The following is a 14,974-nucleotide window of genomic DNA, read 5'->3' as shown; positions in this document are numbered from 1 at the left end:
CAAACAAAGAACAATCTAGCGCTGGCTTGGCTTTGAGGCGAGTCCCTCCTTTGGGGTCATCTTGCCGAAACGATCAGCAGTGCCGACATTCCATCAATGACCCCACATCTCCCGCCCCTCGCCCGCCGTCTGGCTCCGCTGGCTTTCCTGCTGGCGGCCGGCGCCTGCGCGCAGCCGGACCTGCGCGACGACATGCCCGGCCGTGCCCAGGCCTTTCCGCCGATCCACGAGCAGACGGTGATTCCCGGCGGCGGGGAGCGGCGGACCTGGAGCCAGATCCAGGCGGAGCAGTCGCGCGCCGACTCGAAGCCCGCTCCCCAGGCCCGGCAGGCCGAAGAGCCGCAGGCACGCCGCGACTCGGGAGACACCGACCGGCCGCCACCCAAGCGCCGCCGCGGCAGTTCGTCGCCCCCGCCCGACCCGGCCGTCCTGCCCCAGCCGCCGCGTCCGATCCCGGTGCCGCCGCCGCCCTCGTCCCAGAGCGCCACCGACGCCTTCAAGCGCGACCTGATCCGGCCGGAGGTCGACCGCATGCGCACCGACGACGCCATGGGACGGCTCGACCCGCTGGGCCAGCGCGATCTGATGAAGCGCGAGAACGACCTGCGGCAGTGGGGCGACCCGCTGGCGCGGTAGCCTTCTCCCCTCCCCGACCTGGAGCCTGACCGCTTGACCCCGCCCCGCCTCAGCCGCCATACCGGCTGCCGGACCGATACGGGATGGGGGATGCGGGCGCATGACGACGCTGACGGGGGCCTTCGGCACCGGGCTGACCACGCCGGTGTGGGTGCTGCAGCATCTGCTGGGCATCCTCGGCATCGGCATGTGGGCGGGGCAAACCGGCGGCACCGCGGTGTGGCAGGTGCCGGCCGCCGCCGTGACCGCCGCGCTGGCGGCCGGCTTCGCCGCTCAGATGGGGGTTCGGCTGCCCTATGCCGGGCCGGGACTGGCCGCCTCGCTGCTGGTGGTCGGGTCGCTGGTGGCGCTGGGGGTGCGGGCGCCCGCCGTGCTGGCGGTGCTGATCGCCGCGGTCGCTGCCGTGTTCCACGGCCATGCCCACCAGGGACCGCCGCTCTATTGGGCCGGTTTCGCCGCCGGGCTGATGCTGGTCGCCTGCGGCGGGCTGGGGCTGTCGGTCGCGGTGACGCAGGCCGAGTCGGAGCGCGCGGTGCGGCTGTGTGGCGGTGCGGTAGCAGTCGCCGGCGTTCTTGACCTCGTCGGCGTGATTTGACCGGTTGCGCCTTGAAATGACGGGGTTGCGCGGAAATCTTTGAAGACACGCCCCTCCTTCCCGCCCCGCCCCTCCCTTCCGGGACCAACGGGCCAGACGAACGGAACGCCCCGGTGCCCCGCGCAGTCGCCAAAGCCTGCCTTACCCCGCCGGGGTTCCCCTCACCGGGACTTCGGGACGGCCCCGGCATGTCCGCCCCCCAGACGTCCGCCCTGACCCGCCGCCGTCTGCTGGGCCGCCTGCTGGGCGGGGTGGCGCTGGCGCCGCTGCTGCCGTCCGCCGGCCTGCTGCTGAGTGACCCTGCCGCCGCGCAGGATCTGCGCTATTTCCGCATCGGCACCGGCACCACCGCCGGCACCTATTTTCCGATCGGCGGGCTGATCGCCAACGCCATCTCCAACCCGCCGGGCTCCCGCCCCTGCGACAAGGGGGGAAGCTGCGGCATTCCCGGCCTGATCGTGGTGGCGCAGGCCAGCAACGGCTCGGTCGACAATGTCGAGATGCTGCGCGCCGGCACGGTGGAGGCCGGATTCGCCCAGGCCGACGTCGCCTATTGGGCCTACAGCGGCACCGGCAGCTTCACCGGCAAGCGCCCGTTCGCCGAACTGCGCTCGCTCGGCATGCTCTATGCGGAGGCGATCCAGGTCGTCGTCCGCTCCGACGGCTTCATCGACCGCATGGCCGACCTGAAGGGCCGCAGCATCTCGCTGGGCGAGGAGGGCTCCGGCACGCTGGTGGAGGCGCGGCTGATCCTGGACGCCTACGGTTTGTCGGAAAGCACGATCACGCCGCTCTACCTGAAGCCCGGCATGGCGGCCGACCGGCTGGCGAAGGGCGAGCTGGACGGCTTCTTCATGGTTGGCGGCTATCCGGTGGCGGCGGTCGCCGACGTGGCGGCGCGGGTGCCGATCCGGCTGGTGCCGCTGGACGGCGAGCCCGCCGACCGGCTGCTGCGGACCCAGCGCTTCTACATCGAGCACGAGATCCCCGCCAACGCCTACCCCGGCAGCGCCCCCACCCCGACGCTCAGCCTGGGGGCGGAGCTGCTGACCCGCGCCGACCGCGATCCCGACCTGATCTATGGCATCGTCCGCGCGCTGTGGCACGAGAACACCCGCCGCGTCCTGGCCGAAGGCCACCCGCAGGGCCGCAACTTCGATCCCGCCCGTGCGGTCGCCAACGTCTCGGTTCCCCTGCATCCGGGGGCGGAGCGCTTTTACCGCGAGGCCGGCCTGCTCGGCAACGCCGCCAACGAACCGGCACGGGCGCCCACCGGCGGGACCGGCACGGACACCACCCCCGCCGCCGGCGAGAAGGCCGTGAACGGGAAGCCCCCCGCCGACACGCCTCCCGCCGAGAAGCCCCCTGCCGAGAAGGCCCCTGCCGAAAAGACCGCCACCGGGAAGGCGGCCGGGGACAAGGCGACGCGCTGAACGCTCCATTCTCCGGACAGGACGAAAGGACCGTTCCCGGACGCCCCGCCGGTGGAATACTCTGACCGGAGATCCGGTTGATCCTCAGGATCGGGCGCAACGGGCAGAAGGAGGAAGGCATGCCGGCCGGGGAAGGGGTGCGCATCGCGATCCGTTCCGCCCGCAGCGCCGACTCCGAACGCTGTGCCGAGATCTTCCTGCACGGCCGCCGCCAGGCCTTCTCCTGGCAACCCGCCGACCGCTTCGGGCTGGACGATTATTACGACTGCGTGCGCGAGGATGCGGTGCTGGTCGCCGAGGCGGCCGAGGGTGGGACCGGGGCCGGGACGGTGGTCGGCTTCGTCTCGCTCGATCCCCAGGCCGGCGTCATCCACAACCTGTTCATCGACCCCGGATGGCACAAGCGCGGCATCGGCTCCGCCCTGCTGCGCGAGGCGCTGGCCCTGCTGCGCGGCGGCCCCCACCCGGTCGAGCTGGCCTGCGCCGCCCGCAACGCCGCCGCCCGCGCCTTCTACGAACGCAACGGCTGGACGCCGGTGGCTCCCCCCTCCGACCAGCCGGACACGCTGGTGCTCTACCGCCTGTCGCGGATGGGGTGAACCGCTTGCCGCCTGCCCCGCCGACCCACCCCCAACGAGACCCGCAGGCCCGGATGCGCAGGCTGTTTTCCTTTGCGGCGTTGCGGTAAAGTCGCGCCGCCATGCGAACCCTGTACCACCACCCGATCCACGCCCTGTCGCGCACCGCGCGCGTGATGCTTGCCGAGAAGGCCCTGCCCTTCGAACCCGTGGTCGAAAGGCCATGGGAACGGCGCACCGATTTCCTGAAGCTGAACCCGGCCGCCGAGGTTCCGGTTCTGGTGGAGGAGGACGGGACGGTCGTCGCCGGCGGCCTCGCCGTGATCGAATATCTGGAGGAGGCCTATCCCGACACCCCCCTGCTGCCGCGCGAGATCGCGGCGCGGGCGGAGGTGCGGCGGGTCGCCGACTGGTTCCTGAACAAGTTCGACCGCGAGGTGACCGAGAATCTGGTGGGCGAGAAGCTGATCAAGCGGCTGTCCGGCCAGGGCCACCCCTTCGCCCCGGCGATTCGCGCCGGGCTGGCCAACGTCACCTATCATCTCGACTACATCGCCTTCCTGTCGGAACGGCGGCCGTGGCTGGCCGGGTCGGTCTTCACCCTGGCCGACATCGCCGCCGCTGCGCAGCTGTCCTGCCTGGACTATATCGACAACGTGCCGTGGGACCGCAGTCCGGAGGCCAAGGACTGGTACGCCCGGATCAAGTCGCGTCCCAGCTTCCGCGCCCTGTTGGCCGACAACATCACCGGCTGCCCGCCGCCCAAGCACTACGCCGACCTGGATTTTTAACCGCCTCTTGGGTTTTGGCCCATCAGGGGCATGGACCGGCCTCGCGTATCAAGCTTAACGTGCTCCCAAATCGTACCTGGGAGAAGTTCCTCGATGCGTCTCAGCCGTCTTTCGCCCGTCCCGGCCCTGCCGGTCCGTTCCCTGAGGCCCGCCCTGATCGCCGGCGGCATGCTGGCGCTGGTCGCCGGCTGGTCGCCCGTCCAGGCCGCCCCCGCCGTCGACGACGCCGGGGCCAAGGCGCTCGCCGCCTCGTTGAAGAAAGACCTGCCCCGCTGGTTCCCGCCGCCCAGCGAGGATGGCGAGGGCGTCGGCTTCGAATGGCAGGGCGAGCCCACCGTCAAGCCGGCTGGCGACCATTACGACGTCGCCCTGCCCCGCCTGTCGGCCGAGGATGCCGAAGGCACGCTGTTCGACATCGGCACCGTCCTGCTGTCGGTGACGCCAAAGGACGACGGCCAGTATGGCGTGGCGATCACGCTGCCCAGCGCGATCAAGGTGCAGAACCTCGACGACAACGACGAGTATGTCGACGCCGCCACCATCTCCATCGGCAAGCAGTCCTTCACCAGCACCTGGTCGGGTGCGCTGGAGACGCTGCTGGCCGTCGATGCCGCCTACAACGACATTGCGGTCAGCGCCGCCGACGGCAAGGGCAAGATTTCCGTCGCCTCCATGACCATGGTCCAGGACCTGAAGCCGGAGGCGGGGACCGGCGGCGCCACCCTGTGGAGCGGCCCGGCCGCCTTCGCCTTCGGCGGCCTGTCGGTGCAGGACGAGAAGAAGAAGGAGTTGGTCAAGATCGGCGGGGTCACCGCCGAGGCCACCTACACCCGGGTCGACCTGACCAAGGTCAGCGCGCTGCAGAAGCTGTCGGAACAGACCGCCGCCAAGGGCGTGGCGCCGACCAGCGCGGAACTGTTGCCGAAGCTCCAGGGGATGTTCGGCGGCATCAGCGGCGCGATGCGCCTGTCCAACCTGTCCTTCGTCAATCCCGAGGACGGCACCCAGGTCTCTCTCGGCCAGCTCGCCTTCCGCAGCGGCCTGACCGACCTCGACCAGGCGATGTCGACAGTCAGCATGGGCATGGAGGCGCGCGACTTCTCCATGACGCCGTCGCCGGCGCCCGCCGCCTTCACCCCGCGCGCCTTCGAAATGAAGCTGTCGGTCGCCAAGCTGCCGAACAGCGCCCTGTGGAAGGCCTTCACCGAGCTGGCCAAGGCCGCCGAGGCCGAAGAGACCCAGCCGAAGAAGGGCGCCAAGGCCAAGGCCGCCCCGCCGCCGCCCTCCTCCGAGATGGTGATGCAGCAGGCGATGGCCGCCATGGGCGAGGCCGGGACGGAGCTGCGGATCGACGCGCTGAACCTCGACACCCCGGCGACGGCCGGCACCGCCACCGGCGCGGTCAAGGTCGCCACCCAGGCCGCCTTCGGCGTCACCGGCGGCGCCACCGTCCTGCTGCGCGGCATCGACGCCGCGGTGAAGGCGATGCAGCCGGCGCCGGGCGCCAAGCCCGACAAGGAGACCCAGGACCTGCTGGGCGGTCTGGCGATGGTCCAGGCCATGGGTCAGGCCGGCAAGGACGACACCGGCGCCGATGTCCGCAGCTACAAGTTCGAGGTGACGGAGGCCGGCCAGCTCCTGCTGAACGGCGCCGACATGACCCCGCTGCTGGCCGGCGGCGGCGAACCGGCCCCGGCCCCGGCGGAACAGCCGAAGAAGAAGAAGTAAGGGGGCGCGCGGTGGGGGGGCCGTCGCCCCCCCCCCGCGACACCCCGCCGCACACCTCCCGCGGTTGCACGCCACAAGCCTCTTGAACGGCGGAGACGCTTTCACATATCTCCGCCGTCTTGACGCCCACCCGTGCAAAACCAACGAAGGTGCCCCCATGACCGAGGAACGGCTCAGTTTTCAAGCCGAGGTCAGCCGTCTGCTCGACATCGTCGCCCACTCGCTCTACAGCGAGAAGGAAGTCTTCCTGCGCGAACTGGTCTCCAACGCGTCGGACGCCTGCGACCGCCTGCGCTACGCGGCGCTGACCCAGCCCGAACTCTCGGCCGACGATCCGAACCTCAAGGTCCGCCTGCTGGTCGACAAGGACGCGCGGACCCTGACCGTCGCCGACAACGGCATCGGCATGAACCGTGAGGATCTGGTCGAGAATCTCGGCACCATCGCCCGCTCCGGCACCGCCGCCTTCATGAAGTCGCTGGAAGGCGCGGAGAAGGGCGACGGCAAGAAGGACGTCAACCTGATCGGCCAGTTCGGCGTCGGCTTCTATTCCGCCTTCATGGCCGCCGACAAGGTCACCGTGCTGACCCGCAAGGCCGGCGAGGCCACCGGCTGGCGCTGGGAATCCGACGGCAAGGGCGAGTTCACCATCGCCGAGACCGATGGCCTGTCGCGCGGCACCAAGATCGTTCTGCATCTGCGCGAAGGCGACGACGAGTATCTCGACGAAGCCCGTCTCGGCGGCATCGTCCGCAAATATTCCGACCACATCGCCATCCCGATCCTGTTCGGCGAGGGCGAAGAGGCCAAGGCGCTGAACAGCGCGTCGGCCCTGTGGACCCGGTCGAAGTCGGAGATCACCGCCGACCAGTACAAGGAATTCTACCACCATGTCGGCCACGCCTTCGACGATCCGTGGCTGACCCTGCACTGGCGGGCAGAAGGGGCGCTGGAATACACCAACCTGCTCTATGTGCCCTCGACCAAGCCCTTCGACCTGTTCGACCCCAAGCGCGCTCACCGGGTGAAGCTGTACGTCAAGCGCGTCTTCATCACCGACGCGGCTGAAGGGCTGATCCCGCCCTACCTGCGCTTCCTGCGCGGCGTGGTCGACAGCGAGGATCTGCCGCTGAACATCAGCCGCGAGATGCTGCAGCACAACCCGATGCTGGCCAAGATCAAGGCCGGCATTACCCGGCGCGTCCTGTCGGAACTGTCGAAGAAGGCCAAGGACACCGAGAACGCGGCCGAATACGACAGCTTCTGGGAGAACTTCGGCGCGGTGCTGAAGGAAGGCCTCTACGAGGACTACGAGCACCGGGACGAGCTGCTGAAGCTGCTGCGCTTCCGCACCACCGCCGGCGAGGAACTCGTCTCGCTGGAGCAGTATGTCGCCCGCATGAAGGAGGGCCAGGACGCCATCTACACCATCAGCGGCGACGACATCGACACCCTGCTGCGCAGCCCGCAGCTGGAAGGCTTCAAGGCCAAGGGCGTCGAGGTGCTGCTGCTGACCGACCCGGTGGACGAGTTCTGGATGCCGTCGGTCGGCGTCTATGACGGCAAGCCCTTCAAGTCGGTGACCCGCGGCGGCGCCGATCTCGGCAAGATCAAGGGCGAAGAGGCCGAGAAGCCGGAGGAGAAGACGCCGGAGGGCGAGCTGACCGACCTGCTGGCCCTGCTGAAGCTGACCCTGTCCGACGCGGTGAAGGATGTCCGCAAGTCCGAACGCCTGACCGACAGCGCCGTCTGTCTGGTGGCCGACGACAACGATATGGACATGCACCTGGAACGCCTGCTGAAGCAGCACAAGCAGCTGAACGGCGAGGTCGGCAAGCGCATCCTGGAGATCAACCCGTCCCACGCCCTGATCAAGCGTCTGGCCGAACGGGCCAAGGGCACCGGCGCCACCGACGCGCTGGAGGATGCCGCCTGGCTGCTGCTCGACCAGGCCCGCATCGTCGAAGGCGAGGCCCTGCCCGACCCCGCCGCCTTCGCCCGCCGTCTGGCAAGCGCGATGGAGAAGGGTCTGGCGTAAGGTTCGACCTGCAACGGTTTCCCTCTCCCGCCCCGGGAGAGGGAAGGGGCCCATGCGGAGCATGGGAAGGGTGAGGGGTTAGGCACGAAGCCCTGCGGTTCGGGATCTTTGGATCACCCCTCACCCTCCCCGCCTTCGGCGGGTCCCCTCCCTCTCCCGGGACGGGAGAGGGCAATGCGGGATAGGGGCTTTTCCGTTCTACCCCCGCCCCACCCGCTCGGCCGGGAAGACCAGCGACATGGTGGTGCCCTCGTCGCGGCGGCTGACGACGTCCAGGCGACCGCCATGCAGTTCGATCAGGCGCTTGGTCAGCGGCAGTCCCAGGCCGGTGCCGATCTGGCTGCGGGCCAGCGCGCTGTCCACCTGCCCCCAGGGCTCCAGCGCCTTGCCCAGTTCCTCCCCGGTCATGCCGATGCCGGTGTCGTGCACCGACAGCCACAACGCGCCATCCGACGCCATGCGGGCGCCGAGCGTCACCACGCCATTGATCGGGGTAAACTTCACCGCGTTGGACAGCAGGTTCAGCAGCATCTGGCGCAGCTTGCGTTCGTCCGCCCGCAGCGGCGGCAGGTCCAGCGGCACCTCGGTGGCGATGCTCACGCCATGGCGCGACGCCCGCTCGGCCAGCAGCCGCGCCGTGCCGATCGTCACCCGCACCACGTCCACCGTGCCATCCACCAGTTCCAACCGGTCGGCGTCGGCCTTGGACAGGTCGAGCAGGTCGTTGATCAGCTCCATCAGGTGCCGGCCGCTCTCGGCGATGTCGCGGGCGTATTCGCGATAGAGCGGGATGGCGTGCGGCCCCAGCACCTCCTGCTCCAGCAACTCGGCGAAGCCCATCATCGCGGTCAATGGCGTGCGGATCTCGTGGCTCATGTTGGCGAGGAAGGCGGTCTTGGCCCGGATGGCCTGTTCGGCCTGCCGGCGCGCCTCCTCCAACTGGCGGGCGCGCAGTTCCGTCTGTTCGGCCGAGCGCGCCATCAGCCCGGTCACCGTGCCGACGCCGAGATAGCGGCCCTGCTCCGCCACCAGGAATCCCGTCACCAGCGCCGCGGGCTTCAGCTTGGCCAGCCGTCGCCCGATCTCCGCCAGCGGGGTCGCCCCTTCGATCAGCAGCGGATGCGGATCCATCGCGGCGGAGACCAGCCGCCGGCCACCCCCCTCTCCCCCGCCGTCCGGCAGCAGCCGGCCACGCTCCAGCAGCCCGGCGACGCGGCCGTCGCCGTCGACCACCGGCAGGGCGGCAAGCTCCGGCTGGCGCTGGAAGCGGGCGAGCGCGGCGTCACACTCCTGGTCCAGGGTCAGCGGCGGCACCGGAACGGCCAGCCCCGCGGCGGTGAAGGCAGGCTCGTCCATGGCCGGCTCCGCCGGATTCTTCAGGACGGGAGGCGGGACATCGAATGGCTTCATTGCGGCTCCTCCCCCTCCCCATCCGGCATGGTCACGTCCGATCAGGCGCCGTCCCGGACTGCACGGCGCTCCGTCCGACAAAACCTAGCAGGGGATTATGAGCAATTGGTTTCCGTTCCAACCATCCGTCCCCGCCGAACGATAGCCTGAAAGTACTATGGCTTTGGCCGGCAAAGCATCTTCCGCTCGGCCGTCCGGCGGGGGCGTGGGTGTTTGAGAATGCGTCCGAAACACAGTATATTGCTCGGATATTCGGGGTGCCGCGAAGAGCCGGCCGGGATGGAACGTCCGGTCGGCGTTTGGTGCTGGCGTCCCGGGGATCAGGGAGACCGGAGGGGCGAAGCGTCGCCCATCAAACAAAGACAGGAATACAGGGGATGTCCATGCCCTCGCGCCTTGAAGAACTGTGCGTGAAGAAGGGATTGAAGATGACCGACCAGCGCCGCGTGATCTCGCGCGTGCTGTCGGAGGCGACGGACCACCCCGATGTGGAGGAAGTGCACCGCCGTGCATCCGCCATCGACCCGCGCATTTCCATCGCCACGGTCTATCGCACGATGCGGCTGTTCGAGGAGGCGCACGTCATCGACCGGCTTGATTTCGGTGACGGCCGTGCACGCTACGAAGAGACCAGAACCGATCATCACCACCATCTGATCGATGTCGACTCAGGAGAAGTGATCGAGTTCACCAACGATGAAATGGAACGGCTGAAGGAAAGCATAGCCCGCGAACTTGGCTATGACCTGATCGGCCATCGGTTGGAACTGTACGGTGTTCCGCGCAAACGCCGCACTGACAAATCTGAGTCTTAACTGTATACGGAACTTGCTGGCGATGCGCACAAGGGGTGCCGGCTGACTCTCCCTTCCCCGGAATCTCCACACGCGTGACGGGCGGGTCAGGCAGCCATCGCTTGCGGGGTGCATCGGGTGCCGGGCTGGACCTTGCCGGCCGCTGGCCCAAGGTTAGGCGAGGAGCAAACCTCACTGACCGGAACCGGCCGCACCATGGATGATCGTCCCGACAATCGCCAAGACCGACGCCCCGACGCCCGGCCCGAAAGCCCGCCAAGCACGGCCGGGCCGGACATTCCCAAGACCGCAGCCAACGCCGCAGGCTCGGGTCCCGACCCCGTCCTCGAACGGCTGGACCGCCTGTCCGACCTGCTGTTGCGCCGCATCGACCGGCTGGAAGAGCGGGTCCGCAGCCTGGAGCAGGACAATGGCGAGATCATCAACCTGCTGATCGCCGTCAAGGCCGGGCTGGAGGAAGCGTCAGGCGACCTGATCGCCCAGCTGGAGGAGGTGGACGACACCGCCGGGCCGGACTTCGCATCCGGCGACGGGTCGGAGGATGGCGCGGAGGACGGACCGCTCTTCGAAACGCCCTGCGGCCCCACCATGCTGCATTGATCGGCTCTGCCGGGGCCGGCTTGGCCGGAGTCCGCTTGAAAATCCTTGCCTGCCGCCCCGCGGCGGCCGGATAACCATGGTCATGCAAACGACGTCCGTTCCGCCCCGCGGCATCGAGCCCCGGATCAGCCTCACGCCGCCCGCGCCGCTGCTGGCGACGGCTCCCGATTCGCCGGTTTCCGGGCCATTGGTTTCCGGGCCGGCCGGCGTGGCCTTCTTCGACTTCGACGGAACGCTGATCCATGGCGACAGCCTGCCGATGTTCGTCGGCGAGGTGATCGGCCGGCGCCGCGCCGCCCTGGCGCTGGCCGACGCCATCCGGTCGGCCCTGCACCGCCATGTCCGCGGCCGCGGGCCGGGCTGCGATTTTCCGGGCTCGGTCAAGGCGATCTACCTGAAGCGCACCCTGCGCGGCTTGCCGGTGGCCGACGCGCTGGCCGCGGCGGAGCGGATGATCCCGCGCGTGCGCTGGCACCAGCCGATGCTCGACGTGCTGAAGGATCATCGCCGGCAGGGCCGCCGCGTGGTGGTCGCCACCGGCGCGCTCGACCTCTACATGCCGGCGCTGCTGCGCGAGCTGGAGGTGGACGACCTGCTGGCGACGGGCATGGAGGTGGTGGACGGCACGCTGACCGGCCGGCTCAGCACCGCCAACTGCGTGCGGCTGGACAAGGCGGAGCGGGTGACCGGCTGGATCGCCGACAACGGCCCGGTCGCCGCCACCTGGGGCTATGGCAACCATCCCAGCGACCTGCCGATGCTGGCGCTGATGCACAAGGGCGAAGTGGTCCGTATTCGACGAAGGTCGAACCACAGGTAGCGGCCGTTTACAACCCGCCCACCCGCCCGCATACTCCCTCCGTCCATAACAAAAACATGATGGACGGAGGGGAAACGTGGCTTTCAGCATCGAAGCGGACATCCGGATGCCGGGTTACGGCGGGCGCCGCGCCGTGGTCGCCGATGCCGACCGCATCCAGCGCGAGGCATTGGCCGGCCATCTGTCCGGCCGCGGCTTCCAGGTCTCGCAGACCGCCGATGCGCTGGAGGCCCTGACCCTCATCGGCGCGGAGGCGCCGGTCGTGGCATTGCTGCCGCTCGACCATGAGGGCGACGAGGGCGACCGCGCCGCGGCGCTTGCGGCGATGCTCTATCCGCAGACGCGCATCCTGATGACCGGCCCGCGGATGCCGAACCTGCCCTTCCCGATCCTGCCCCGCCCGGTCGATCTGACCGCGCTCGACCGCTGGCTAGACGAGGCGGCAGGCTAAAAACCGGACAGCTTAAAAGCTCCGCACCCGCTCCAGCTTCTGCGGGTTGGCCACCTGATAGACCCGCAGGATCCGGCCGTCAGCAACGTCGAAGGCCAGCACGCTGCGGAACGACCCGCTCAGTTCGGCAAGCAGCCCCGGCCCGCCATTGACCCGCACCGGCACGAATCGGAAGCTGACGGCGCGCTTGCGCTGGACGCCGATCAGGAAGCGGGCGATGCGGTCGGCACCGAACAGCGGCTTGACCGCCGTCCGCACCATCCCGCCGCCGTCGCTCAGCCACTGGGCGTCGTCGGACAGCAGGGCGACGATGGCGGCATAGTCGCGCCGCACGCTGGCCTCGGCGAAGGCGGCGGCCAGACGGCGCCCGGCATCCGGATCGGCCATCGCGGCGGACGGCTCGGCCATCCGGGCGCGGGCGCGCCGCATGATCTGGCGGCAGGCCTCGACCGACTTGCCGAGCATGCCTGCGATCTCCGCGTAATCCAGATCCATGGCCTCGCGCAGGACGAAGACCGCCCGCTGGTCCGGCGCCAGCCGTTCCAGCAGCAGAAGCATCGCCATCGGCACCGACTCGGACTCCGCTCCGTCCTCCGACCCGTCATCCCAACCGGCGACCTCGGGCTCGGGCAGCCACAGCCCGTAATAGCGCTCCCGCGCCACGCGGGCGGACCGCAGCCGGTCGAGCGCCAGCCGCGTCACTAGCGTCGTCAGAAAGGCGGGGGCCGACCCAACACTGCCGGGCGCCACCGCGGACCAGCGCAGCCAGGCGTCCTGCAGCGCGTCCTCCGCCTCCGCCACCGAACCGAGCAGCCGGTAGGCCAAGGCGCGCAGCCGCGCCCGCTCGCCCGCGAAGGCGGCGAGCGCGGTATCCGGGTCGGCCAGCGCCGTCACGCCGCCATCCCGACGGCGGTGCCCTCGATATGCTGGGCGATGCCGATGCGGTTCCAGGCGTTGATCTGCGCCGCCGTCACCGTCAGTTGGGCGATCTGCTCGGCGCTGAAATGGCGTTGCAGCGCCCGGTAGGCGTCGTCGATGCGATCATGCTGGGTGCGGGTCAGCACCTCGGCCCAGGCGAAGGCGGCGCGCTCGTCAGGCAGGAACAGGTCCGACCGCTCCCACTCGGCAAGGGCGGCGATGCGCTCTTCCGACTGGCCGTCGTGGCGGGCCTCCTTGGTATGCAGGTCGATGCAATAGGCGCAGCCGTTGATCTGCGACACGCGCAGGTCGATCAGGTGGACCAGCCCGGTCGGCAGGCCGCTGCCGCGGATGGCCTTGGCGGTGGCGAACAGCGTGGCGTACAGGGACGGAGCATCGGCGGCGACGGTGAAACGGAAAGCCATGGTGTTCATCCTCGTTTGGAGTGTCATCGCACCCATGACGGGGCACACATCTCCAGCGTGACGCATGGCTGCCTTGCACTTGGCTCAGGCGTCGCTCAGCAGCCCCACCGCCTCGCGCAGGATGGCGATCTTGGCGGCGAACCGCCCCTCGGGATCGCTCTCGCCGATCAGCTGGATCATGATCCCAAGCGCATGGGCGACGCGCGGCGCCATGCCCGGTCGCTCCCGCACACGGGTCGCGAGGTCGGACAGCGCCGGCCGGTAGGGGCGCCCTTCGAACCCGTCGGTGGCGATCGACTCGAACCGGTTGGCGAGGTCGAGGATCTCGCGGTTGTCGCTCATGCCCGTTCCAGCCATCTCAGATGAACAGCATGGCGCCGCCGCCCGGCGCCCCGCCGGACGCATGGTTCAGGAAGGTGACGACTCCGCCGGTGGCGACCGGCACGTCGGCTCGCAGCGAGACGCCCGGCGGCAGCCCCAGCGCCCGCAGCCCCATCTCGCAGGCCATCACCGTGACGCCCATGGCGACGCAGGCCTCCAGCAGCTCCTCGAAGGTGGCGAGGCCGTGGGTGGCGAAATAGCGGTCGCGCGCCACCGGCGTGCTGCCGTCGTCGGCCGGGTCCAGATCGTGCCAGCCCAGCACCCCCGGCTCCGTCTCATGCACCAGGGCGCGCAGGGCGCGGCCGGTGAAGAACAGCGTGACCTTGCGGTTGGTGGCCGCCGCGGCGCTGGCCATCACCAGCGCGTAATGGACGCGGTCGAAGCCGCCGGCGAATAAGACGATAGACAGGGCCGACGTGCCGCCGGCTCCCGTCATAGACATGGTTTCAGGCAGGGCAGTGGACATGATGGCCGCCTCCCGTCGTTGCCGTGGCGCCCGTCAATGGGCGGAGAGGTCGTGGATCGTCGGATGATCGCCGCAAAGCGCGCAGTCGGGATCCCGCTTGATGGAGATGCGCTGATAGGACGCATAGAGCGTGTCCATCATCAGCAGGCTGCCCGACAGGCTCTCGCCCAGCCCCAGCAGTTCCTTCAGCACCTCCGTCGCCTGCAGCGAACCGACGGAGCCGGCCAGCGCCCCGAGCACCCCGCCTTCCGAGCAGGACGGCACGGCGCCGCGCGGCGGCGGTTCCGGGAACAGGCAGCGATAGCAGGGGTGCGGCGCGCCCAGATGCGCCTTGAAGGTGGTCAACTGCCCGTCGAAGCGCAGGATCGCCGCCGACACCAGGGTCTTGCCGGCCAGGAAGCAGGCGTCGTTCAGCAGGAAGCGCGTGGCGAAATTGTCCGATCCGTCGGCGACCAGATCATAGCCGGCCATCAGCTCCATCGCGTTGTCGCGGCTGATCCGCGTCCGGTGCGTCTCGACCCGGACATCCGGGTTCAGCGCCCGGATGCGGGCGGCGGCGCTCTCCACCTTCGGGCGGCCGAGCGACGACTCGTCGTGGATCACCTGACGCTGCAGGTTCGACAGGTCGACCGTGTCGTCGTCGACGATGCCGATGGTGCCGACGCCGGCCGCCGCCAGATAGAGCAGCAGGGGCGCGCCCAGGCCGCCGGCACCGACGACCAGCACCTTGGAACGCAACAGCTTTTCCTGGCCGATGCCGCCGACTTCCGGCAGCACGATGTGGCGGGAATAGCGGTGAAGCTGGGTATCCGTGAAGTCCATGGCCCGCAGCATAGCGCAAGGACGCGCCGTTGCAGCAACATTCGATGCCGCGTTTTCCGCAGGCCGG

The 14,974-nt window shown here is 69.5% G+C and carries 17 protein-coding genes; 11 read left to right on the top strand and 6 right to left on the bottom strand.

Annotation, left to right across the window (positions count from 1 at the left end; genetic code table 11):
* Positions 1 to 96 precede the first annotated feature (96 nt).
* The 7 genes from ACCD06_RS18505 (at position 97) to htpG (ending at position 7,799) form a co-directional block, all read left to right on the top strand.
* The gene (locus tag ACCD06_RS18505) at positions 97 to 636 is read left to right on the top strand and encodes a hypothetical protein (protein ID WP_413342350.1); all 540 of its coding nucleotides are present in this window, start codon (positions 97 to 99) and stop codon (positions 634 to 636) included.
* Positions 637 to 736: 100 nt separating this feature from the next.
* Complete coding sequence (locus ACCD06_RS18500; protein ID WP_109073735.1) at positions 737 to 1,231, top strand: HupE/UreJ family protein; 495 nt, start codon at positions 737 to 739, stop codon at positions 1,229 to 1,231.
* A 188-nt stretch (positions 1,232 to 1,419) separates the two neighbouring features.
* Positions 1,420 to 2,664, top strand: a complete 1,245-nt coding sequence (locus tag ACCD06_RS18495) for a TAXI family TRAP transporter solute-binding subunit (protein WP_413342348.1) — start codon at positions 1,420 to 1,422, stop codon at positions 2,662 to 2,664.
* 77 nt (positions 2,665 to 2,741) lie between these two features.
* A complete protein-coding gene (locus tag ACCD06_RS18490) occupies positions 2,742 to 3,263 on the top strand; it encodes a GNAT family N-acetyltransferase (RefSeq protein WP_247882676.1) in 522 nt (173 codons plus the stop codon).
* 101 nt (positions 3,264 to 3,364) lie between these two features.
* Complete coding sequence (locus ACCD06_RS18485; RefSeq protein ID WP_085087706.1) at positions 3,365 to 4,033, top strand: glutathione S-transferase family protein; 669 nt, start codon at positions 3,365 to 3,367, stop codon at positions 4,031 to 4,033.
* A 93-nt stretch (positions 4,034 to 4,126) separates the two neighbouring features.
* Positions 4,127 to 5,761 (top strand): hypothetical protein, encoded by a 1,635-nt coding sequence (locus ACCD06_RS18480; protein ID WP_413342345.1) that lies wholly within the window; start codon positions 4,127 to 4,129, stop codon positions 5,759 to 5,761.
* Positions 5,762 to 5,918: 157 nt separating this feature from the next.
* Positions 5,919 to 7,799, top strand: coding sequence for a molecular chaperone HtpG (gene htpG, locus ACCD06_RS18475; protein ID WP_413342343.1), 1,881 nt, complete (start codon positions 5,919 to 5,921; stop codon positions 7,797 to 7,799).
* Between the two features lie 198 nt (positions 7,800 to 7,997).
* On the opposite strand, the gene ACCD06_RS18470 is transcribed toward htpG, so the two are convergent.
* Positions 7,998 to 9,209 carry a sensor histidine kinase gene (locus tag ACCD06_RS18470; RefSeq protein WP_413342341.1) on the bottom strand — a complete coding sequence of 404 codons (1,212 nt, stop codon included), beginning with the start codon at positions 9,207 to 9,209 and terminating at the stop codon, positions 7,998 to 8,000.
* Positions 9,210 to 9,592: 383 nt separating this feature from the next.
* On the opposite strand from ACCD06_RS18470, the gene ACCD06_RS18465 reads away from it, so the two are divergent.
* From ACCD06_RS18465 to ACCD06_RS18450, 4 genes are all read left to right on the top strand, one after another.
* Positions 9,593 to 10,024, top strand: coding sequence for a Fur family transcriptional regulator (locus ACCD06_RS18465; RefSeq protein ID WP_085090580.1), 432 nt, complete (start codon positions 9,593 to 9,595; stop codon positions 10,022 to 10,024).
* A gap of 195 nt (positions 10,025 to 10,219) precedes the next feature.
* The gene (locus ACCD06_RS18460; protein WP_413342339.1) at positions 10,220 to 10,624 is read left to right on the top strand and encodes a hypothetical protein; all 405 of its coding nucleotides are present in this window, start codon (positions 10,220 to 10,222) and stop codon (positions 10,622 to 10,624) included.
* Positions 10,625 to 10,706: 82 nt separating this feature from the next.
* Complete coding sequence (locus tag ACCD06_RS18455; RefSeq protein ID WP_413342337.1) at positions 10,707 to 11,444, top strand: HAD family hydrolase; 738 nt, start codon at positions 10,707 to 10,709, stop codon at positions 11,442 to 11,444.
* Between the two features lie 76 nt (positions 11,445 to 11,520).
* Positions 11,521 to 11,895, top strand: coding sequence for a response regulator (locus tag ACCD06_RS18450; protein WP_085087689.1), 375 nt, complete (start codon positions 11,521 to 11,523; stop codon positions 11,893 to 11,895).
* A 12-nt stretch (positions 11,896 to 11,907) separates the two neighbouring features.
* On the opposite strand, the gene sigJ is transcribed toward ACCD06_RS18450, so the two are convergent.
* The 5 genes from sigJ to ACCD06_RS18425 all read right to left on the bottom strand — a co-directional run bounded on the left by sigJ (position 11,908) and on the right by ACCD06_RS18425 (position 14,907).
* Positions 11,908 to 12,789: an RNA polymerase sigma factor SigJ gene (gene sigJ, locus ACCD06_RS18445; RefSeq protein ID WP_413342335.1), complete on the bottom strand. Its 882-nt coding sequence runs from the start codon at positions 12,787 to 12,789 to the stop codon at positions 11,908 to 11,910.
* Entirely contained in the window at positions 12,786 to 13,238 is a 453-nt protein-coding gene (locus ACCD06_RS18440) for a carboxymuconolactone decarboxylase family protein (RefSeq protein WP_413342333.1), read from the bottom strand. The genes sigJ and ACCD06_RS18440 overlap by 4 nt, the downstream gene beginning before the upstream one ends.
* A gap of 84 nt (positions 13,239 to 13,322) precedes the next feature.
* On the bottom strand, positions 13,323 to 13,580 hold the full coding sequence (locus tag ACCD06_RS18435; protein ID WP_109150340.1) for a hypothetical protein: 258 nt from the start codon (positions 13,578 to 13,580) through the stop codon (positions 13,323 to 13,325).
* A 16-nt stretch (positions 13,581 to 13,596) separates the two neighbouring features.
* Entirely contained in the window at positions 13,597 to 14,085 is a 489-nt protein-coding gene (locus ACCD06_RS18430) for a DsrE family protein (RefSeq protein WP_413342330.1), read from the bottom strand.
* 33 nt (positions 14,086 to 14,118) lie between these two features.
* On the bottom strand, positions 14,119 to 14,907 hold the full coding sequence (locus ACCD06_RS18425) for a HesA/MoeB/ThiF family protein (RefSeq protein WP_413342328.1): 789 nt from the start codon (positions 14,905 to 14,907) through the stop codon (positions 14,119 to 14,121).
* Positions 14,908 to 14,974: the final 67 nt, after the last annotated feature.

The organism is Azospirillum sp. CT11-132, assembly GCF_047302835.1.
Classification (GTDB): domain Bacteria; phylum Pseudomonadota; class Alphaproteobacteria; order Azospirillales; family Azospirillaceae; genus Azospirillum.
This window is presented reverse-complemented; position numbering and strand designations above follow the sequence as displayed.